At 72.5% G+C, this 20,148-nt stretch carries 19 protein-coding genes; 12 read left to right on the forward strand and 7 right to left on the reverse strand.

Annotation, left to right across the window (positions count from 1 at the left end):
• Positions 1-6: 6 nt before the first annotated feature.
• Positions 7-1,158, forward strand: coding sequence for an N-acetyltransferase (locus tag KF840_04955; protein ID MBX3024243.1), 1,152 nt, complete (start codon positions 7-9; stop codon positions 1,156-1,158).
• A gap of 55 nt (positions 1,159-1,213) precedes the next feature.
• Here KF840_04955 and KF840_04960 read toward each other — a convergent pair whose 3' ends face one another.
• The gene (locus tag KF840_04960) at positions 1,214-2,149 is read right to left on the reverse strand and encodes a DUF2333 family protein (GenBank protein MBX3024244.1); all 936 of its coding nucleotides are present in this window, start codon (positions 2,147-2,149) and stop codon (positions 1,214-1,216) included.
• A gap of 91 nt (positions 2,150-2,240) precedes the next feature.
• Between KF840_04960 and KF840_04965 the strand changes: the two genes are divergently transcribed.
• The 3 genes from KF840_04965 to KF840_04975 are packed head-to-tail and all read left to right on the forward strand — an operon-like array spanning position 2,241 to position 4,453.
• On the forward strand, positions 2,241-2,690 hold the full coding sequence (locus tag KF840_04965) for a hypothetical protein (protein MBX3024245.1): 450 nt from the start codon (positions 2,241-2,243) through the stop codon (positions 2,688-2,690).
• 33 nt (positions 2,691-2,723) lie between these two features.
• Entirely contained in the window at positions 2,724-3,530 is an 807-nt protein-coding gene (locus tag KF840_04970; GenBank protein ID MBX3024246.1) for a transketolase, read from the forward strand.
• Entirely contained in the window at positions 3,527-4,453 is a 927-nt protein-coding gene (locus KF840_04975) for a transketolase family protein (GenBank protein MBX3024247.1), read from the forward strand. Before KF840_04970 ends, KF840_04975 begins: the two co-directional genes overlap by 4 nt.
• Positions 4,454-4,612: 159 nt before the next feature.
• Here KF840_04975 and KF840_04980 read toward each other — a convergent pair whose 3' ends face one another.
• Both KF840_04980 and KF840_04985 read right to left on the reverse strand, forming a co-directional pair.
• The gene (locus KF840_04980) at positions 4,613-5,845 is read right to left on the reverse strand and encodes a zinc-binding dehydrogenase (protein MBX3024248.1); all 1,233 of its coding nucleotides are present in this window, start codon (positions 5,843-5,845) and stop codon (positions 4,613-4,615) included.
• Between the two features lie 87 nt (positions 5,846-5,932).
• The gene (locus tag KF840_04985; protein MBX3024249.1) at positions 5,933-6,640 is read right to left on the reverse strand and encodes a hypothetical protein; all 708 of its coding nucleotides are present in this window, start codon (positions 6,638-6,640) and stop codon (positions 5,933-5,935) included.
• Between the two features lie 236 nt (positions 6,641-6,876).
• Here KF840_04985 and KF840_04990 point away from each other — a divergent pair, with 236 nt between their 5' ends.
• Together KF840_04990 and KF840_04995 are read left to right on the forward strand one after the other, a co-directional pair.
• On the forward strand, positions 6,877-7,641 hold the full coding sequence (locus KF840_04990; protein MBX3024250.1) for an arginyltransferase: 765 nt from the start codon (positions 6,877-6,879) through the stop codon (positions 7,639-7,641).
• Positions 7,642-7,698: 57 nt separating this feature from the next.
• A complete protein-coding gene (locus KF840_04995; GenBank protein MBX3024251.1) occupies positions 7,699-9,030 on the forward strand; it encodes a carotenoid oxygenase family protein in 1,332 nt (443 codons plus the stop codon).
• On the opposite strand, the gene KF840_05000 is transcribed toward KF840_04995, so the two are convergent.
• Both KF840_05000 and KF840_05005 read right to left on the reverse strand, forming a co-directional pair.
• A complete protein-coding gene (locus KF840_05000) occupies positions 9,006-9,548 on the reverse strand; it encodes a methylated-DNA--[protein]-cysteine S-methyltransferase (protein MBX3024252.1) in 543 nt (180 codons plus the stop codon). The genes KF840_04995 and KF840_05000 overlap by 25 nt on opposite strands.
• Positions 9,545-11,020 carry a helix-turn-helix domain-containing protein gene (locus KF840_05005; GenBank protein MBX3024253.1) on the reverse strand — a complete coding sequence of 492 codons (1,476 nt, stop codon included), beginning with the start codon at positions 11,018-11,020 and terminating at the stop codon, positions 9,545-9,547. The genes KF840_05000 and KF840_05005 overlap by 4 nt, the downstream gene beginning before the upstream one ends.
• A gap of 159 nt (positions 11,021-11,179) precedes the next feature.
• On the opposite strand from KF840_05005, the gene tkt reads away from it, so the two are divergent.
• The 6 genes from tkt (at position 11,180) to KF840_05035 (ending at position 18,410) form a co-directional block, all read left to right on the forward strand.
• The gene (gene tkt / locus KF840_05010) at positions 11,180-13,243 is read left to right on the forward strand and encodes a transketolase (protein MBX3024254.1); all 2,064 of its coding nucleotides are present in this window, start codon (positions 11,180-11,182) and stop codon (positions 13,241-13,243) included.
• Positions 13,244-13,304: 61 nt separating this feature from the next.
• The gene (gene pgi / locus KF840_05015; GenBank protein MBX3024255.1) at positions 13,305-14,927 is read left to right on the forward strand and encodes a glucose-6-phosphate isomerase; all 1,623 of its coding nucleotides are present in this window, start codon (positions 13,305-13,307) and stop codon (positions 14,925-14,927) included.
• 38 nt (positions 14,928-14,965) lie between these two features.
• Positions 14,966-15,274: a cupin domain-containing protein gene (locus KF840_05020; GenBank protein MBX3024256.1), complete on the forward strand. Its 309-nt coding sequence runs from the start codon at positions 14,966-14,968 to the stop codon at positions 15,272-15,274.
• A gap of 14 nt (positions 15,275-15,288) precedes the next feature.
• Complete coding sequence (locus KF840_05025; protein ID MBX3024257.1) at positions 15,289-16,455, forward strand: hypothetical protein; 1,167 nt, start codon at positions 15,289-15,291, stop codon at positions 16,453-16,455.
• 11 nt (positions 16,456-16,466) lie between these two features.
• Positions 16,467-17,396, forward strand: coding sequence for an adenylate/guanylate cyclase domain-containing protein (locus tag KF840_05030; protein ID MBX3024258.1), 930 nt, complete (start codon positions 16,467-16,469; stop codon positions 17,394-17,396).
• 45 nt (positions 17,397-17,441) lie between these two features.
• Positions 17,442-18,410, forward strand: coding sequence for a hypothetical protein (locus KF840_05035; GenBank protein ID MBX3024259.1), 969 nt, complete (start codon positions 17,442-17,444; stop codon positions 18,408-18,410).
• A gap of 50 nt (positions 18,411-18,460) precedes the next feature.
• On the opposite strand, the gene KF840_05040 is transcribed toward KF840_05035, so the two are convergent.
• Both KF840_05040 and KF840_05045 read right to left on the reverse strand, forming a co-directional pair.
• On the reverse strand, positions 18,461-18,775 hold the full coding sequence (locus tag KF840_05040; protein MBX3024260.1) for a hypothetical protein: 315 nt from the start codon (positions 18,773-18,775) through the stop codon (positions 18,461-18,463).
• Between the two features lie 94 nt (positions 18,776-18,869).
• Positions 18,870-20,099 carry an aspartate aminotransferase family protein gene (locus tag KF840_05045; GenBank protein ID MBX3024261.1) on the reverse strand — a complete coding sequence of 410 codons (1,230 nt, stop codon included), beginning with the start codon at positions 20,097-20,099 and terminating at the stop codon, positions 18,870-18,872.
• Between the last annotated feature and the right edge of the window lie 49 nt (positions 20,100-20,148).

Consider the following 20,148-nt stretch of genomic DNA (forward strand, 5'->3'; position numbering starts at 1 on the left):
CGCGCCATGCCGGTCGAGATCGCGCTCGCGCGTCGCATCGCCGACATCGAGCGCGGCGAGTGGGAGGCGCTGCTCGGTCCCGCCGGCTCGCCGTTCCTCGAATGGGACTGGCTCGACGCGCTCGAGCAGTCGGGCTGCGTCAGCGCCAGCGCCGGCTGGGCGCCGCACCACCTCACGGTGCGCCGCGACGGCCGGCTGATCGCCGCCGCGCCGATGTACCTCAAGGGGCACAGCCAGGGCGAGTTCGTCTTCGACCACACCTGGGCCGACGCCGCCGAACGCGCCGGCCTCGCCTACTATCCGAAGCTGCTGGTCGCGGTGCCGCTCACGCCGGCGACCGGACCGCGCTTCCTCACCCACCCCGACGAGCCGCGGTCGGCGCTGCTGACGCTGATGGCGGAGTCGCTGCGCGACCTCTGCACCCGCCATCAGCTCTCCTCGGTGCACGTCAACTTCTGCGCCGACGACGAGATCGCGCCGCTGCAGGCGGCCGGGTTTCTGCACCGCCGGGGCGTGCAGTACCACTGGCGCAACCACGACTACGCGACCTTCGACGACTACCTGGGGCGCATGCGCAGCAAGCGCCGGGTCGAGGTGAAGCGCGAGCTGCGACTGATCGCCGACCAGGGCATCACCGTCACCCCGCTCGCCGGCGACGCCATCCCCGACGAGCTCTTCGAGCCGATGTTCCGCCTCTACAAGTCGACCATCGACAAGCTGTACTGGGGTCGCCAGTACCTGAACGCCGCCTTCTTCCAGCAGCTTCGCGCGCGCTGGAAGCGCAACCTCTGCTTCGTCGCCGCGCAGCGCGGCGACGAGCTGCTCGCCGGCGCGATCAACGTGCAGAAGAACGGCGTCCTCTACGGCCGCTACTGGGGCTGCTTCGCGGAGGTGCGCCAGCTCCACTTCGTCGTCTGCTACTACGCCGGCGTCCGCCACTGCATCGAGCACGGCTTCAGCCGCTTCGAGCCCGGCGCCGGCGGCGAGTACAAGCACTGGCGCGGCTTCGACGCCGCGGTCACCCACAGCCTGCACTTCCTCGCCCACCCGGGCCTGGCGCGCGCGGTCGCCGACTTCCTGCGCCGCGAGCACGCCCACATCGACGACGTGGTGGGCTTCCTCGACGAGCGCAGCGTGATCAGGAAGCCCGGCGGCTGAGCTGGCCGGCGGCCGCGGGCGCCGGCCGGACCGGCGCGCTCGCGCGCGGCCGGGTCTACTTCTCCAGCTCCTCGCGAATCGTGTACATCTTCTGCCGCGCCTCGGCGATGTAGACGTCGAGGTTGCGGCGGTGGTTGGCGGTGAGACCGTCGGGGCCGCCGTCGAGGACGATCAGCGGCTTCAGCACCGCCGCCTTGCCGAGCGTGTCGATGACCTCGTCGACCGTCCGCTGGATGCTCGGCCGATTGACGAACTCCGCCGCGTACTCGCGCTTCAGCGCCCGCGCCAGGTGGTGGATCACGTGGGCGACGCCCTGGGCGTGGTAGAAGTAGTCGTCGGTGTCCCACGGCCGGATGCTGCTGCCGTTCGACTCGACGTCCTTGAACAGGTTGGCGTGCGCGTCGCCGAGAATGTCGGACCAGCTCTGGAAGAGACGGATCAGCTCGACGTTGCGCTGATTGAGCGGCTTCGAGGTCGGCGGCGTGGCGGCGAGCCCATCGACGTAGCGCTTCAGCGCCTTGACCGCCTCCTTGTAACGGCCCTCCGCCGAGGGGAACCAGAACTTGGTCTCGTCGTTGCGCAGCAGCGTATCGGCGGCGACCAGGTTGGGATCGTACTCGTTGGACGAGATCTTGGTCAGGTGATCCTTGAACACGCGCAGGCTCTCGCGCAGCGCGAGGATGATGCCGAGCTGGCGGCTGGCGTTGTTGTCGGCGGCGACCGCCGGTCCCCAGAGGACGAAGTCGTTGGGGCGCCAGCCCGTGGGACTCGTCAGCTCGTGGTCCATCAGCGCCGCGGCGGTCGACGCGAAGGCCTCGCCGCCGACCAGGGTGCGATCCGGCGGGTAGGCGGCATCGACGTCGTACGGCAGGATCGCGTGACGCTTCAGGCCGTAGTGCAGCACCAGATTGCCGGCGACGAACAGCACCAGCAGACCGATCACGAGGTAGAGGACGGTGTTACCGCGCTGGTTGGCGAGCGGTGATCGCATGCGGCATGGGTAGCACATCGCCGCTCGCTGGCAACGTTGCGCTGGCGGCGCCGGCCCCGTAGGGTCGCGCTGCACTCGCCATGGAGGACCCATGCGGACGCGTCGCCTTCTCGCCTTCCTCGTCGTGCTGCTGTTGCCCCTCGCCGCCGCGGCGGAGCTGTCGCAGCAACTGCAGCAGCAGCTCGCGACCGGCAAGTACGTCTACATCTCCTCGACGCGAAAGGACGGCTCGCTGAGCAAGCCGGCCGAGATCTGGTACCTCTGGCACGACAACGCGGTCTACGTCGGCACCCGCCCGACCTCGTGGCGCGTGCGCCGCATCAAGGCCGGCCGCCCGCAGGCCAAGATCGCCGTCGGCTCGGTCGACGCGGCCTCCTTCATGGCCACCGGCTCGCTGGTGAGCGACCCGAAGATCGAAGCGCTGCTCATGCGGACCTTCGCCGAGAAGTACCCCGACGGCTGGACACAGCACGAGGAGAGTTTCCGCCAGGGGTTCAAGGATCGGACGCGGGTGATCGTGAAGTACGTGCCCACCCCCTGAGTCGGCACCCGGGACACGGAGCCGCGCCATCGCATGGACCGCATCGCCGCGCTCACCGCTCGGGCGGCGCGTCTGCGGGCGCACGTCGTCGGCATCGCCGCGGCGCAACTCTGCCACCTCGGCGGCTCGCTGTCCTGCGCCGACCTGATGGCGGCGCTGTTCTTCGACGTTCTGCAGCTCGACGACACCGCGCGGCGGCGCCGCGACCGGTTCCTGCTCAGCAAGGGGCACGCCGTGCACATCCTCCACGCCTGCCTCGCCGAGCGCGGCCTGATCGATCCGGCCGAGTTGCCGCGGAGCGGCCAGCTCGGCAGCCGGTTGGGCGGGCATCCGACCATGCGCGCCCCGGGCATCGAGCTCGCGACCGGCTCCCTCGGGCACGCGCTGTCGGTCGGGCTCGGCATCGCGATGGCGGAACAGCTCGACGGCTCGCCGTCGCGCACCGTGGTGCTGCTCGGCGACGGCGAGTTGCAGGAGGGCACGGTGTGGGAAGCGGCGCTGTGCGCGCCGCGCTTCCGCGTGCCCAACCTGCTGGCGATCGTCGACTACAACCGCTTCCAGTCCGCCGGCGCCGTCGACGAGGTCCTGCCGCTCGAGCCGCTGGCCGACAAGTGGCGGGCCTTCCGCTGGCGGGTGCGCGAGATCGACGGCCACGACATGGCGGCGGTCTGCGCCGCGCTCGACGCGGCGCCGGCCGCCGACGCGCCGACGGTGCTGATCGCCCACACCGTGAAGGGCAAGGGCGTGCCCGGCGTCGAGGGCACGGCGCGCGCCCACTACACGCGGCTCAGCGACGAGGAAGCGGCGCGCGCCTATGCGGCGCTGGGAGCGACGCCGTGAGCCTCGGCGGCTATCGCACCGCGCTGGCCGGCATGCAGGTGGTGGGCGAGCTCGCCGCCGCCGATCCGCGCGTCGTGCTGGTGTCGCAGGACTTCGGCCCGGTGCGCGGCTTCACCGATCGCTTCCCCGACCGCCACTTCGACGTCGGCATCAGCGAGGAGAACCTGATCGGCGTCGCCGCCGGCCTCGCCCACGCCGGCAAGCTGCCCTTCGTCCTCGGCATGGCGCCGTTCGTCTCGATGCGCGGCTTCGAGCAGATCCGCGACGACTGCGCCTACAACCGCAACCCGGTGAAGCTCGTCGCCCCCTTCGCCGGCCTCGAGGCCGGCGCCTGGGGCGCGACCCACCACGCCATCGAGGACATCGCCCTGCTGCGCACCGTCCCCGGCCTGACGATCCTCTCCCCCGCCGATCCCGACGAGAGCCAGCGCGCGATCCGCGCCGCGGCGGCGATCGACGGTCCGGTGTACCTGCGCATCGGCGCCCTGCGGCCGATCGCCGGCTACGCCGCGCCGTTCATCCCCGGCGAGATCGTCACGCTGCGCGACGGCGACGACGCGGCCATCCTCGCCACCGGCGGCTGCGTCGCGACGGCGCTGGCGGCGCACGACGCCCTGCGCGCCGGCGGCGCCAGCGCCCGGGTGCTCAACGTGCACACGCTCAAGCCGCTCGACCGCGCCGCCGTCGCGCGCGCGGCGCGCGAGACCGGACGGCTGGTCACCGTCGAGGAGCACTTCATCGACGGCGGTCTGGGCGGCGCCGTCGCCGAGATCCTCGCCGAGACCGGCGCCGCCCGCCTGCGCCGCGTCGGCGTCCGCGACCGCTTCTGCACCGAGGTCGCCCCGTACCCCGAGCTGCTGCGCCTGCACGGCATCGATGCCGAGGGCGTCGTCGCCGCGGTGCGCGAGCTCCTCGACGACTGAACGGCCCAGCAGTACAGGCGGCGTCGCGAGGGCGAGGGACTGTGCGCCAGATCAGGCGCCGAACCGGAGGCAAACCGGTCGGTGTTGTCGAGGATTCGGCAACGAAGAGCTGGCGCACGAGACCCGCCCGCAGCGGCCGACCTGTTTGTCAACGGGCTGCTACGCGAACTGGAACGCGACCTTGATGCAGCCGGTGCGCTTGCGGATGGCGGTCAGGAAGGCGTCCCGCCAGTCCGCGAGGCCGTAGCGGTGGGTGACCAGGAAGGCGAGGTCCACCTCGCCGGCGGCGCAGAGGTCGATGTAGTGCTCGATGGCGTGCTTACGGACGCCGCGGAACTCCTCGACGCCGAAGGCGTTGGAGCCGACGACGCGCAGCTCCTTGAAGTAGAGCGGCGTCCACTCGAAGCGCTTCGGCGCCTCGACGCCGATGATCGACAGGATGCCGCGCGGCCGCACCAGGCGCAGGCCGATCTCGATCGTGTCCGGCGAGCAGATCGAGTCGTAGACGGCGTCGACGCCGCCCGCCAGCATCGGCAGCCCGTGCCAGCGCGACCCCCACGGCCGCGCCCCGGTGAGGCGGGCGATCGTGGCGATGATCTCCTTGCCCTTGCGGCTGGTGATCACCTCGCTGGCGCCGAGCCGGCGCGCCGCCTCCTCCTGCTGCGGATAGCGGGCGATGACGACGATGCGCGCCTTCGGTCTCACCACCTTCACCGCCGCCACCGCCGCCAGGCCGATGGTGCCGGCGCCGTACACCAGCACCGTCGGCTCGTCGCCTTCGGGCGGATCCTTGACCACCGCGTGGAACGACACCGCGAACGGGTCGGCGAGCACCGCCTGCTCGTCGCTGACGCTGACGGGCAGCGGAAACACCTGGCTCTCGTGCAGCGCGACGCGCGCCGCGTAGGCGCCGGGGGCGTCGTTGCAGTTGCCGAGGTGCAGGCCGGCGCGCAGGCCGCCGGAGTCGAAGTTGTGGCAGATCGAGAGATTGCCCTCGGCGCAGGACGGACACAGCGGCGTGATGCCGCGCGGCGCGCAGGAGAGCCATGGATTGATGGCGACGCGATCGCCGGGCTTCACCCGGCTGACGCCGGCGCCGACCTCGGCGACGACGCCGCACGTCTCGTGACCGAGGACGTGCGGGAACGAGATGATGCCGGAGATCGGGTTGTCGAAGTGGCCCTTGAGCAGGAGTTGCTTCTGGTCGCTGCCGCAGATGCCGGTCAGGGTCGGCCGCACCACCACCCAGTCGTCGCCGCGCAGGCGCGCCTCGGGAATGTCGGCGAGCTGCACCGGGGCGTAGCCGGCGATGAACGCCCGGTAGGAGAACAGCCCGAGCGTGCGCGTGAGGATGATCTTCGGAATGTTCATCTCGAACTGTAGAGCCTGCATCGACATCTCCTTGCCGCGTCGCCCCGTCATTCCGCCCGGCGGCGGGAAAAGCAACGACCGCGGCGCGCGGCCCGCTGGCGGACCCGGCTAACGCGGCGGGCCGCCCGCCCGCGTGTCCAGCGCGGTCCGATCGCGGGCGTAGTGGTAGCGGATCTGCGCCTCGCCGTACCGATGGACGCGCCCGATCGGACAGGCATCGCGCACCGCCAGCCACAGCGGCCAGGTCGCCCCGATGTCGTCCCGTCCCTGCTGCGCGGCGCGGGCGCGGGCGAAGGCCGGCGCGCAGGTCGCCGCGCAATGCGCGCACGGCGGGGACAGCGGCGGCGCGGCCGCCGGTCCAGCGATGTCGAGCACCGCCGCGGCGCGCAGCGCGAACCACGGCCCGTACACCGGATGGACGTTGAGCCCCACCGGCGACAGCGGCGCCAGCCCGGCGCGGTCCGCCAACCCCTGGATGGCCAGGCGGGGCGGCGGGTCGTGCGCCCAGCGCACCGCGTGGCGGACGCCGAGGGCGGCGAGCGCCGGGAGCACGGCGGCCTCGACGTAGCGCTCGAGCGGATCGGCGGCGGCGCGCAGCGCCGCGTCCTTCCGCCAGGCGGCGACGAACGGCGCCCACAGGGCGCGGGTGTTGCCGATCAGCAGGCCGAGCGGGTCGCCACGGCCGAGGTCGGGCAGCGACGCCGCGGCGGTGTCGGGGCCCGCGGCGGCGAACGGATGGACGATGTCGAGCCCGTGCGGCCGCAGCCGCGCCGCCAGCGCGGTCGTCAGCGACCGCCAGTCCTCGCCCGCGCGCATCGTCCCCAGGCTAGCCCGGATGATTCATGAATTCGCTACTGCGAGCGCCGATCGCACGCCAGCTCCGGCCGTGCCCGCTCCGCCCGCCACGACAGACGGTCGAGTCTGCCTGCGTCGGTCGTCGCCGCGCGGGACCGGATCCGCGCCCTCGCGGCGCTCCCGCGACGCGAATCCATGGGTGATCCGGGCTCGCAAATGCCTTCTCCAAACGGGGCGCCTGCGGTAGGGTCGCGGCGATGGATACGCCGGTCCGCATCCCCGGGGCGCCGCCGGAGTGGCTGGTGTGGAACGAGCCGACGCGCTGTCCCTATCTCCCCGCCCAGACCGCGCACCTGCCGCTGCGCCTGCCGATGCGGCGGCTGAAGCCGGCGGAGCTCTCGGCCCGCCTGGCGGAGGGCGACCGGCGGCAGGGGCTGCTGCTCTATCGGCCGACCTGCTCGAGCTGCTCCGCCTGCCAGGCGATCCGGCTCGACGTGCAGGAGTTCGCCCCCAGCGCCACGCACCGTCGGGTCCTGCGGCGCGGCGACGACCAGCTCGAGATGCTGATCGGCCGACCGTCGATCACGGAGGAGAAGGTGGCGCTCTACAACCGCCACAAGCTGGAGCGCGGCCTGACGACCAGCGACGGACTGATCGATGCCGAGGGCTACGAGCAGTTCCTCGCCGAGAGCTGCACCGACACGATCGAGATCCGCTACCTGCTCAACGGCCTGCTGCTCGGGGTGGCCATCACCGACCGCGCCGCCGACGCGCTCTCGGCCGTCTACTGTTTCTACGACCCGTCCTTCTCCCGCCTCGGCCTCGGCACCTACTCGGTGCTGAAACAGGTCGCGCTCTGCCGGCAATGGGGACTGCGCTACCTGTACCTCGGCCTCTACGTCGCCGGGAACCGCGCCATGGCCTACAAGGCGCGCTACCTGCCGCACCAGCGCCTGATCGATGGGGCGTGGCGGCGATTCGATGCGGAACGCAAGACGAAACACGCGCATGACCGCGCATGAACGCCACGGCGCATCGGCGCGCCGTCGTGGTCACGCGTCATGTCCATTGGAGCACAGATGACTGAGCAGAACGCGACGGATCTCCCGTTCCACCTGCGGGGCAATTATGCGCCGGTCACCGAGGAACGCACCGTTTGCGACCTCCAGGTGGAGGGCGCGATCCCGCCGGCGCTGCGCGGCGTGTACATGCGCAACGGGCCGAACCCGAAGTCGGGGTACTCGCCGCACTGGTTCGTCGGCGATGGCATGCTGCACGGGGTGCGCCTCGAGAACGGGCGCGCGCAGTGGTACCGCAACCGCTACGTGCGCACGCGCACCTTCACCGAGGGCGCCGAATTCGTGGACGCCAACGGCACCGTCGACCGCACCGCCGGCGTGAACAACACCAACGTCGTCCAGCACGCCGGCCGCGTCCTGGCGCTGGTCGAGAGCTCGTACCCGATCGAGGTGAGCCGCGAGCTCGACACCATCGGGCTCTGCGATTTCGGCGGCCGTCTCACCACCGCCTTCACCGCCCACCCCAAGCCCTGCCCGGTGACCGGCGAGCTGCATTTCTTCGGTTACGCCTTCCTGCCGCCGTTCCTCACCTACCATGTGCTCGATCGCGCCGGCGCGCTGGTGAAGAGCGAGGTGATCGAGGTGCCGGGGCCGACGATGATCCACGACTTCGCCATCACCGACCGGCACGTCGTCTTCATGGACCTGCCGGTGGTGTTCGACCTCGAGCTGGCGATGCAGAACCGCCTCCCCTATCGCTGGAGCGACGACTACGGCGCGCGGCTCGGCGTCATGCCGCGCGGCGGCGGCAATGCCGACGTGCGTTGGTTCGCGATCCAGCCCTGCTACGTCTTCCACCCCCTCAACGCCTACAGCGAGGGCGATGCCGTCGTCATGGACGTCGCGCGCTATCCCGAGCTCTGGCGCGGCGGTCCGGAGGGCATCTCCACGGCGACGTTGTGGCGCTGGACCATCGACCTCGCCGCCGGCCGCGTCGACGAACGGCAGCTCGACGACCGCGCGGTCGAGTTCCCGCGCGCCGACGATCGCCGCAGCGGCCTGCGCCACCGCTACGGCTACGCCGCCGGCAACGTGTTCGAGGGCGACGACGACCGCAGCCAGCGCTGCATGCTGGTGAAGTACGACCTACAGACCGGCGGCGCCCGCAGCCACGAATTCGGCCTCGGGCGGACGCCCAGCGAGGGCGTCTTCGTGCCCGCCTCGGCCAACGCCGGCGAGGACGAGGGATGGGTGGTGCAGTTCGTCTACGACGCGGCGCGCGATGCCAGTGACCTCGTCATCCTCGATGCGTCCGACCTGCGCCCGACCGCCTCCGTCCATCTGCCGTGCCGCGTCCCCTACGGCTTTCACGGGAACTGGATCGCGGATTGATCCGACGAGGCGCGCGAGGGCGCGCGGCGGCGCTCGTGCTCCAGCAGCCAGCGCTTGCGTTCGAGGCCGCCGGCGTAGCCGGTCAGGCTGCCGTCGGCGCCGATCGCGCGGTGGCAGGGAATGATCAGCCAGATCGGGTTGGCGCCGTTGGCGGCGCCGACGGCGCGCACCGCGGTGGGCGCGCCGATGGCCCGCGCCAGCGCGCCATAGGTCGTCGTGTGGCCGAACGGGATGCGGCGCAGCGCGCTCCACACGGCGCCCTGGAATGCCGTTCCGCCCGGGTCGATCGCGACGTCGTCGAGGGCGGCCGGGTCGCCGGCGAAGTACGCCGTCAGGCGCGCCTGCAGGCCACCCCCCGCCGCGCGGCGTCGTTCGATGGCGCCGAGGCGGCGGACCAGGCGCGCCTCCATCGTCGCCCACCCGTCGCGGAAGGCGAGCGCGAGCAGCATCCCGTCGCGGCTCGCGCCGGTGACGGCGCCGAGCGGCGTGTCGTACTCGTGGATGTCGATGGCCGTCATGCCGATCTCCTCTGCGTCGCTCGCTGGTTTCGCTGGGCGCTCGCCGCCCACAGGTGAACCGCCGCGTAGGCGCGCCACGGCCGCCAGGCATCGGCGGCGCGCGCCAGCGCCGCGGCGCTGACGCCGCCCAGCGCCTGCCGCAGCACCAGATCGCCGTGCGGGCACGCGTCGGGTTCGCCGAGGCCGCGCATGGCGATGTACTGGGCCGTCCACTCGCCCACCCCCGGCAGGGCCCGCAGGCGGGCGACGGCCTCCTCGAGGCCGCGGGCGGCGTCGAGTCGCAGGCGGCCGTCGGCGACGGCGCGCGCCAGTCCCTGCAGCGCCGCCGCGCGCGCCCCGGGCATGCCGATGCCGGCGAGATCGGCGGCGGCGAGCGCGGCGGGCGTCGGGAAGAGATGGGTGAGGTCGGCGGCGAGGTCGACGCGCGCGCCGCAGCGCGCCACCAGGCGCCCGATCAACGTCGTCGCGCCGGCGACCGAGATCTGCTGGCCGACGATGCCCCGCACCGCGATCTCGAACGGATCCCACGCCCCCGGCACGCGCAGCCCGGGGCGCGCCGCGACCAGGGGCCGCAGGCGGGGATCGGCGCGCAGGTGGGCGTTGATCGACAGCGGGTCGGCGCCGAGGTCGAACAGCCGCCGCACCCGTTCGACCACCGGCAGCAGGGCGGCGCCGTCGCCGGGCCAGAGGCGCACCACCAGTGCCGATGCGCCGGCGACGGGGGCGACCTCGAGCCAGCCGACGGTCTCGCCGATCCGCACGCTGCGGCGGTAGACGTCGCCGGCGACCGATTCGACCCCGGGCGTCGCGCGCGCGGCGAGGAACGCCAGCAGCCCCGGCCAGTCGAGCGGCGGCCGGTAGGGGACGCGCAGCGCCAGGCCGGCGCGCTCGCGCAGCGACGCCGCCCACGCCACCGACTGCTGGCGCAGCGCGCGGGGCGCGGCGCCGAAGCGCTGGCGCACGGCATGATTGAACTGGCGCACGCTCTGGAACCCCGCGGCGGTGGCGATGTCGATCATCGGCAGCGACGTCTGGTCGATCATCGCCCGCGCCGCCTGCAGGCGCTGGGCGCGCGCCACCGCCGCCGGCGAGGCGCCGAGGTGCTGGTCGAAGAGACGTCGCAATTGGCGCTCGCCGACGCCGAGGCGGGCGGCGAGCGCAGCGACCCCGCCGCCGTCGAGCGCGCCGTCGCGGATCAGGCGCAGCGCCCGCGACACCGCCGCCGAGCTGCCGAGCCAGGCCGGCGTGCCGGGCGAGGTCTCCGGCCGGCAGCGCTTGCAGGGCCGGAATCCCGCCGCCTCGGCCGCCGCGGCGCAGGCGTAGAGCTCGATGTTGGCGCGCAGCGGCGTGGGCGCCGGGCAGATCGGCCGGCAGTAGACGCCGGTGGTGCGCACGCCGACGAAGAAGCGGCCGTCGAAGCGGCGATCGCGCGCCCGCAGCGCCCGGTAGCAGGCGGTGGGATCGAGTGCCATGGCGCGACGTGTAGCACGGCCGACCGCGGCGGACTCGCAACGAACGGACGCCGACGTCCGGGCGCCCGACCGCGTGCCCCGCCGCGGGCGATGGAGTTTTCCTTCTGCGCTTCTTGATCGCCCGCCAGCGCGCTACAGTGCGTCCGACCTGGAGGTGGCATGGCGGACGCACGGGACTTCGACCAGCTCTGCATCAACACCATCCGGACCCTGGCGATGGACGCGGTGCAGCAGGCGAGCTCGGGGCATCCCGGCACGCCGATGGCGCTGGCGCCGGTGGCCTACGGTCTGTGGCAGCGCTACCTGCGCTTCGACCCGGCCGATCCGATCTGGCCCAATCGCGACCGCTTCGTGCTGTCGAACGGGCACGCCTCGATGCTGCTCTACAGCCTGCTCCACCTCACCGGCGTGCAGGCGGTGGATCCGCGCTACGAGGTGCTCGGCCGCCTCTCGGTGACCCTCGACGACATCAAGAGCTTCCGCCAACTGGGCTCCAAGTGCGCCGGACACCCCGAGTACCGCTGGACCTCCGGCGTCGAGACGACCACCGGCCCGCTCGGCCAGGGCATCGCCAACAGCGTCGGCATGGCGATCGCCGGCCGCTGGATGGCGGAGCACTTCAACCGCCCCGGCTTCACCATGTTCGACTTCAATGCCTACGCGATCTGCGGCGACGGCTGCCTGATGGAGGGCATCAGCCACGAGGCGGCCTCGCTCGCCGGCCACCTCGGCCTGTCGAATCTCTGCTGGATCTACGACAACAACCACATCACCATCGAGGGCAACACGAGGCTGGCGTGCAGCGACGACGTCGCCGCCCGCTTCATGGGCTACGGCTGGAACGTGCAGCGGGTCGGCGACGCCAACGACCTCGATCTCATCAGCCCGGCGTTCGAGCACTTCCTCCACACCAACGACCGCCCGACCCTGATCATCGTCGACAGCCACATCGGCTGGGGCGCGCCGTCGAAGCAGGACACCAGCGCCGCCCACGGCGAGCCGCTCGGCGAGGACGAGATCCGCGGCGCCAAGCGCCGCTACGGCTGGCCCGAGGACGCCAAGTTCCTGGTCCCGGACGGCGTCCGCGAGCACTTCGCCGCCGGCATCGGCGCCCGCGGCGCCGCCCTCCGCGCCAAGTGGCAGGCGATGTTCGCCGAGTACGCCACCCAGTATCCGGAGCTCGCCGACCAGATCGAACGCATGCAGCGGCGCGAGCTGCCGGACGGCTGGGACAGGGACCTGCCGACCTTCCCCGCCGATGCGAAGGGGCTCGCCAGCCGCGATGCCAACGGCACGGTGCTCAACGTGGTGGCGCGGAGCGTGCCGTGGCTGATCGGCGGCGCCGCCGACCTCGCGCCGTCGACCAAGACGCGCCTCACCTTCGACGGCGCCGGCGACTTCGAGGCCGGCCGCTACGACGGCCGCAATTTCCACTTCGGCATCCGCGAGCACGGCATGTCGGCCATCCTCAACGGCATGTCGCTGGCCAAGATCCGCCCCTTCGGCTCCGGCTTCTTCATCTTCACCGACTACGCGCGGCCGTCGATCCGCCTGGCGGCGTTCATGGAGCTGCCGGTCATCTTCATCTTCACCCACGACTCGATCGGCGTCGGCGAGGACGGCCCGACGCACCAGCCGGTGGAGCAGCTCGCCTCGCTGCGCGCCATCCCCAACCTGCTCACCATCCGCCCCTGCGACGCCAACGAGGTGGTCGAGGCCTGGCGGGTCATCCTGCCGCTGCGGCACGAGCCGGTGATGCTGGTGCTGTCGCGGCAGAATCTCCCCACCCTCGACCGCGCGCGCTACGGCGCCGCCAGCGGGCTGGCGCAGGGCGCCTACGTTCTCGCCGACCCGCCGCAGGGCGCGCCCGAGGTCCTGCTGCTGGCGACCGGCAGCGAGGTCGCGCTGTGCGTGGCCGCGCACGAGGAGCTGGCCCGGCGCGGCGTCCGCGCGCGCGTCGTCAGCATGCCGTGCTGGGAGCTGTTCGAGCGCCAGCCGCAGGCCTACCGCGACGCGGTGCTGCCGCCGACGATCACGGCGCGGGTCGCCGTCGAGCAGGCCTCGACGCTCGGCTGGGCGCACTACGTCGGCCTCACCGGGGCCATCATCGGCATGCGCACCTTCGGCGCCTCGGCGCCGCTGAAGGACGTGCAGAAGAAGTTTGGCTTCGAACCCGAGCACGTCGTGGAAGCCGCGCTCGCGCAACTGGGACGGACGATCTGACCACCCAGGGCGCGGCGGGCCTCCGTGACCCTCCGCGCTTCCGTGGCGGCATGGAGAGCGTATGTCACTGACCCAGCGACCGGAATGGAAGGCGCTCGTGGCGCATCACGCGCGGGTGCGCGACGTGCATCTGCGGCGGTTGTTCGCCGACGACCCGACACGCGGTGAGCGGCTCACCGCCGAGGGCGCCGGGCTGTTCCTCGACTATTCCAAGCATCGCGTCACCGACGAGACGCTGGCGCTGCTGCTGCGGCTCGCCGCGGCCTGCGGGCTCGAGGAGCGGCGGGCGGCGATGTTCCGCGGCGACAAGATCAACGCCACCGAGAAGCGCGCCGTGCTGCACGTCGCCCTGCGCGCGCCGCGCGGCAGCACCATCCGGGTCGACGGCGCCGACGTCGTGCCCGAGGTGCACGCCGTGCTCGACCGCATGGCCGCCTTCAGCGAGCGCGTCCGCTCCGGCGCCTGGACCGGCCACACCGGCAAGCCGATCCGCACCGTCATCAACGTCGGCATCGGCGGCTCCGACCTCGGCCCGGTGATGGCCTACGAGGCGCTGCGCCACTACAGCAAGCGCGATCTGACGTTCCGCTTCGTGTCGAACGTCGACGGCACCGATTTCGTCGAGGCGACGCGCGACCTCGACCCGGCCGAGACGCTGTGGATCATCTCCTCCAAGACCTTCACGACCCTGGAGACGATGACCAACGCCCACAGCGCGCGGAAGTGGACGCTGGCGGCGCTGCGCGACGACGCCGCCATCGCCCGGCACTTCGTCGCCGTGTCGACCAACGCCGAGGAGGTGTCGAAGTTCGGCATCGACACCGCCAACATGTTCGGCTTCTGGGACTGGGTCGGCGGCCGCTACTCGATGGACTCCGCCATCGGCCTCTCGACCATGCTGGCGGTCGGCGAGGACGCCTTCCGCGACCTGCTGGCCGGCTTCCACGCCATGGACGAGCACTTCCTCAGCGCGCCGCTGGATCGCAACCTGCCCGTCCTCATGGGGCTGCTGGCCGTCTGGTACACCGACTTCTTCGGCGCCCAGACGGTCGCCGTGCTGCCCTACGACCAGTACCTGAAGCGCTTCCCCGCCTACCTCCAGCAACTGACGATGGAGAGCAACGGCAAGCGCACGACGCTCGACGGCGTTCGCATCGACGACTACGAGACCGGCCCGATCTTCTGGGGCGAGCCCGGCACCAACGGCCAGCACTCGTTCTACCAGCTCATCCACCAGGGCACGAAGCTGATCCCCTGCGACTTCGTCGCCTTCGCCCACTCGCTCAATCCGCTCGGCGAGCACCACGATCTGCTCACCGCCAACGTCTTCGCCCAGGCCGAGGCGCTGGCGTTCGGCAAGACCGCCGACGAGGTGAAAGCCGACGGCGTGCCCGACTGGCAGGTGCCGTACCGCACCTTCGACGGCAACCATCCTTCGTCGGTGCTCATGGCGGAGCGGCTGACCCCCTTCGCGCTCGGCACCCTGGTGGCGCTGTACGAGCACAGCGTCTTCACCCAGGGCGTGATCTGGAACATCAACTCGTTCGACCAGTGGGGGGTCGAGCTCGGCAAGGTGCTCGCCAAGCGCATCATCCCCGAGCTGCAGAGCAACGCGAAACTGGCCCACGACAGCTCGACGAACGCGCTCATCGCTCGCTATCGGGCGCTCCGGACACGCCGATGACCGGCCGCTCCCCGACAGACGCCGGACACCGCCCCACCATGTCGCTGGAGGTCCTGAGCTGGACCGCGGGGGAGGTCGACGCCGCCGTGCTGCGGGCGCGTCTCGCAGCGGAGGGATGCGGCGCGGTCTTCGAATGGTCGGATCCGCCCGGCGCCGACTACCACCCGCACCACCACGATCACGACGAGAGCATCTGGATCGTGCGCGGCGAGATGACCTTCACGGCGCTCGGGCGCTCGCTGCGGCTGCGCGCCGGCGACCGCCTGATGCTGCCGCGCGGCACCGTCCACGGCGCACGCGCCGGCGCCGACGGCGCGACCTACCTGGTCGGCCAATACCCGCACTGAACGACCCGCTCTCCGTGTCGCGCTACGTCGTCTGGGGATCCGAGCTCTCGCCCTACACGCTCAAGCTGCGGGCCCTGCTGACCGCGGCGGCGATGCCCTACCGCGATCTGCCGGCGGAGGGCGGGCGGCTCGAGACCCTGCGCCTGCTCCGGCGCATCGAGCGCGGCAAGCGCCGGCGCGCCATCGAGCGCTGGCCGGCGCTCGACCCGCTCGACGAATACCCGCTGGTGCCGTTCCTGGTCGTCGACGAGACGCGCATCCTCTACGACTCGAGCGCCCTCGCCGGGTGGATCGACCACGTGCAACCGCCGCCGCGCGGACCGCTGGTGCCGGCGGACCCCGCGCTCGCCTTCGTCGCCCGCCTGATCGACGAAGCCTTCGACGAGGTCGGCCTGTACGTGGTGCACCACGCGCGCTGGGTGACGTCGGCGCGCACCAACGACGCCGGCGCGCGCCTGGCGCGCGAATTCGCCCCCCTGCTGCTGCCCGGCATGCAGGCGGCCTTCGCCCGCCGCTTCGCGCGGCGGCAGGTGCGCCGGCTGCCGTACCTGTTCAGCGTCGCGCCGCCGGGTTTCGCCATCGCCGGCCTGCCGCCCGAGCTGACGCCGCCCGCGCGCGCCGGCTTCCCGCCGACCCACGCGCTGCTCGACGAGCTGCGCGGCGCGCTCCTCGGCTGCGTCGAGGGCGTGCTGAGCCGGCAGCCCTTCCTGCTCGGGGACCGCTTCACCCTCGCCGACGCCAGCGTCTACGGCCAGCTCGGCATGAACCTCAAGGACCCCACCGCCGCCGAGGACATGCGCCGCCGCGCGCCGACCACCTACCGCTGGCTGTGCGGCATCCGCGACGGCCGGCATGCCGCGAGCGCCGGCGCGCTCGGGCTCGTCGAGGCGCTGCGACCGCTGCTCGAGCTCATCGACCGCACCTTCGTGCCCCTGATGGCGCAGAACGAAGCCGCCTACGAGCGCGCCCGCGCCGCCGGCGAGACGCGCTTCAACGAGCCGGCCTTCGACCGCGGCCGCGCCCTGTACGACGGCGCGCTGCTCGGGCACCCCTTTCGCGCGGTCGTGAAGACGTTCCAGGTCCGCGTCTGGCGCGAGATCCGGGCCGCCTGGTCGGCGCTCGATGGCGAGGCGCGCTCCCGGGTGCGCCAGGTGCTGCCGGACATTCCGGAAAGGGATTGATCGCGCCTTCGATGCCCTCACCCCTGGCAGACGAGCTCGCCCGCGCCGTGCTCGGCGAACCGGTGTACACCTCGCTCGAGGTCGCCGCCGCCGCCGGCGTGTCGCTCGACGAGGCGCGGCGCATGTGGCGGGCGATGGGCTTTCCGCCGGTGGCGGAGGACGAGCGCGTCTTCACCGCCGCCGACGTGGCGACGCTGACCGCGGCGCGGGCGCTGGTGGCGCGCCACGTCACCGCGCCCGAGGTCCTGCTGCAGCTCACGCGGGTGACCGGACAGGCCCTGTCGCGCATCGCCGAGGCGCAGGTGGCGGCGCGCCTGGACGGCGCGCTCGACGTCGCCGCCGTCGCCGCGCAGGCGCGCGCCGTCGAGCCGCTGCTCACCTACGTCTGGCGGCGCCACCTGGTGGCGGCGACGCTGCGAGCCGCCACCGTCGCCGCCGCCGACGGCGGGGCGCAGATCGTCGTCGGCTTCGCCGACCTGGTCGGCTTCACCGCCTTCAGCCAGCGGCGCGCCCCCGCGGAGCTGGCGGTGGCGGTCGATCGCTTCGAGGCCCTCGCCTACGAGCACATCCCGGAACGGGGCGGCCGGGTGATCAAGATGATCGGCGACGAGGTGATGTTCGCGGTCGACGACCCCGCGGCGGCGGCGCGCATCGCGCTGGCGCTGGTCGACGCCTGCGGCCGCGAGGCGCACCTCCCCGCCGTGCGCGTCGGTCTCGCCAGCGGTCCGGTGCTGGCATGGCAGGGCGATCTCTATGGGCCGACGGTGAACCTGGCGAGCCGCCTGGTGGACCTCGCCCGCCCGGGCACGGTGCTCGCCTCCGAGGAGTTGGGCGCCCAGCTCGCCGGACGCGACGACCTGTCCCTGCGCCGCATGGGCGGCGAACGCCTCAAGGGCATCGGCCGCGTCCGCCCGTGGGTCGTCCGTGAGAGACGGGCTTGATTCAGATGACGATCGGTGATGACTCGACGCCAGGGAGGAATCACCATGCGGATTCGATGGATCGGGCTGGTCGCCATGGGCGTGGCGTTGGCCGGCGCAGCGGCAGTGCAGGCGCAGAAGTGCGACGACTTCGACCCCTGCACCAGCAACGACATGTGCTCGAACGGCGAGTGCATGGGCACGCCGGGCGGTTCGGGTAGCTGCGACGACGGCAACGATTGCACCATCAACGATCGCTGCGACGCCTTCCTGGGGTGCACCGGCGACCCGGCGCCGAACGGAACGAGCTGCGCCGGCGGCTGCGGCACCTGTCAGGCGCTGTTCCCCGGGGCGCCGGCGACCTGCGGCGGCAAGCTCGCCGACAACGGCAAGGCCTGCGACGCCGGGTACGGACCCTGCATCGACGGCAGTTGTTTCATCCAGGGCGCGGGAGGCTTCACCATCGCCTTCTGCTTCCCGGCGCCGAAGGAATGCCCGGACGCCGGCAACTGCAAGGGCGCGTGCAATCCCAACACGGGCCGCTGCGACAACAACCTCTTGCGCTGCTTCGGCGACTGCGAGAGCTGTCAGCAGGGCCAGTGCGCGCCGGCCAATCAGGGAAAGGCGTGCGACGACTCCGACCCGTGCACGGCGCAGAGCAAGTGCGGCTCCTTCGAGGTCGGCGGCGCGCTGCGCGGCGTCTGCATCGAGGGCGCGCCGAGCGGCGACACGCCGACGCCGACGGTCACGGGGGGCGCCGCGACGGCGACCGTGCCGCCGACGGCAACGGCCACGATCGGTCCGCCGACGGCGACGCGCACCGCGGCGACACCGCCGACGCCGGGTCCGTGCGTCGGCGACTGCAATCACGACGGAACGATCGCCGTCAACGAGCTGATCACCGGCGTGAACATCGCCCTCGGCAACTCCGATGTCTCGACGTGTCGGTCGTTCGACACCAACGGTGACGGCTCGGTCGCGGTCAACGAGCTGATCGCGGGCGTCAACGCGGCGCTCAACGGCTGCGCCGCCTGAGGCCGGGGCGGCGTGCGGGGGCGCGCCGTGCGGGCGCGCCCCCCGTTCGCTCAGGCCGCCTGCGGCAGGCGGGGCGAACCACCGTGGCGATCGGCGCGCAGCAGGCGCGCCCGCAGCGCCTGCGGGTCGACGCCGAAGTGGCGGCAGATCGGCACGAAGCTGAGCGACCAGCTCTCGTCCTCGCCCTCGATCCAGCGTCGCGCCTCGCCCCGCAGCGCGTCGGCGGCAGGACCGTGCGCGCTGAGGCGCAGGTCGTTGCAGGCGCAGGCCAACACCTCGATCATCAGTCGTTCCTCGGGCGCCAGGTCGCGGTCGCCCGCCAGCAGCCCCATTGCCGCCGGCTCGTGCGTTCTCTCATGAGTCATAGGCACCGTGACCATAGCCGGCCGCGGTGACAAGGCGGTTGCGCGGCGATGAAAGCTTGGTGACGCGCCGCGGCATGGACGGCGCCGGCGACCGCTATTCGACGACGCCGTAGGCGCGATGGTCGCCGCGGCGGCCGCGCACCTCGGCGACGACGCCGCGCAGCGTCTCGAGAAACTCCGGGATCACGCCGGCGTGCGCCGCGTTGACCGTGCAGTGCAGGCTCGGCGGCGGCTGTTGCTGATCGACGACCCAGCCGCGCGCCGCCAACGCCGCGCCGACCGCGAACGGATCGACGTCGTCGAACGTGAACGCCACCAGCGTCGCCGCCGGCGCGCCGAGCACGCGCGCGCCGGGAATGGCGCCCAGGCCCGCGATCAGCTCCTCGGTGGCGGCGCGCGCGGCGCGGGTCAGGCGCAGGTAGCCCGCCTCGCCGAGGTACTGCAGCACCGCCCAGGCGGCGGCGATCGGGCCGCCGCTCCTGGTCCCGAGCACGCCGGAGCTGCCGTAGAGGCCGCCGAGCCAGTTGTCGGTGACGAAGGTCTGGTCCTTCCGCAACGCCCGGTTGCGATGGACGAGCACCGAGGCGCCCTTCGCCGTGTAGCCGTACTTGTGCAGATCGACGGAGATCGAGGTCACGCCGGGAACGCGGAAGTCGAACGGCGCGATCGGATGCCCCAGGCGTTCGAGCATCGGCAGTGTGATGCCACCCATGCAGGCGTCGACGTGGCAGTTGAGGTCGCGCGCCGCCGCCAGCGCCGCGATCTCGGCGATCGGGTCGACGACGCCCTGCGGGTAGGCGGGCGCCGAGGCGACCAGCAGCACCGTGTTTGGGGTGATCGCCGCCGCCATCGCGGCCGCGTCGGCGGTGAAATCGGCGCCCACCGGCACGCGCACCGAGCGCACGTCGAAGTAGGCCGCGCCCTTCTCGAACGCGGCGTGGGCACTGGTCGGCAGCACCATCTCGGGCGCCGTGATGCCGCGGGCGCGGCCGCGCGCGCGCGCCGCCTTCACCGCCAGCAGGATGCTCTCGGTGCCGCCGCTGGTCATGAAGCCGGCCGCCTGCGGGCCGCCGTGCAGCAGGTCGGCGATCATCGCCACGACGTCGGCCTGCATGCGCCGCAGGCTGGGGAAGGCCTCGACGTTGAGGGCGTTGGCCGACTGGAAGCGCCCCAGCGCCTCGGTCGCCAGGGCCAGCACGTCGGCGCCGGCGTGATAGGCGAGGCTGAAGGCGCGGCCCGATTTCCAGTCGACGTCCTGCGCCTGCATGGCGGCGAGCTGGTCGAGGAGCTGATCGGCGGCGACGCCCTCGGGAGGCAGTTTCATCGGATTCCTTCAGCACAGCGGCGGACGTCGTGCCAGCCGGTCGCCGCGG

This window comes from bacterium (assembly GCA_019637795.1).
In the GTDB taxonomy this organism is placed as follows: Bacteria; Desulfobacterota; Binatia; order HRBIN30; family CADEER01; genus JAHBUY01.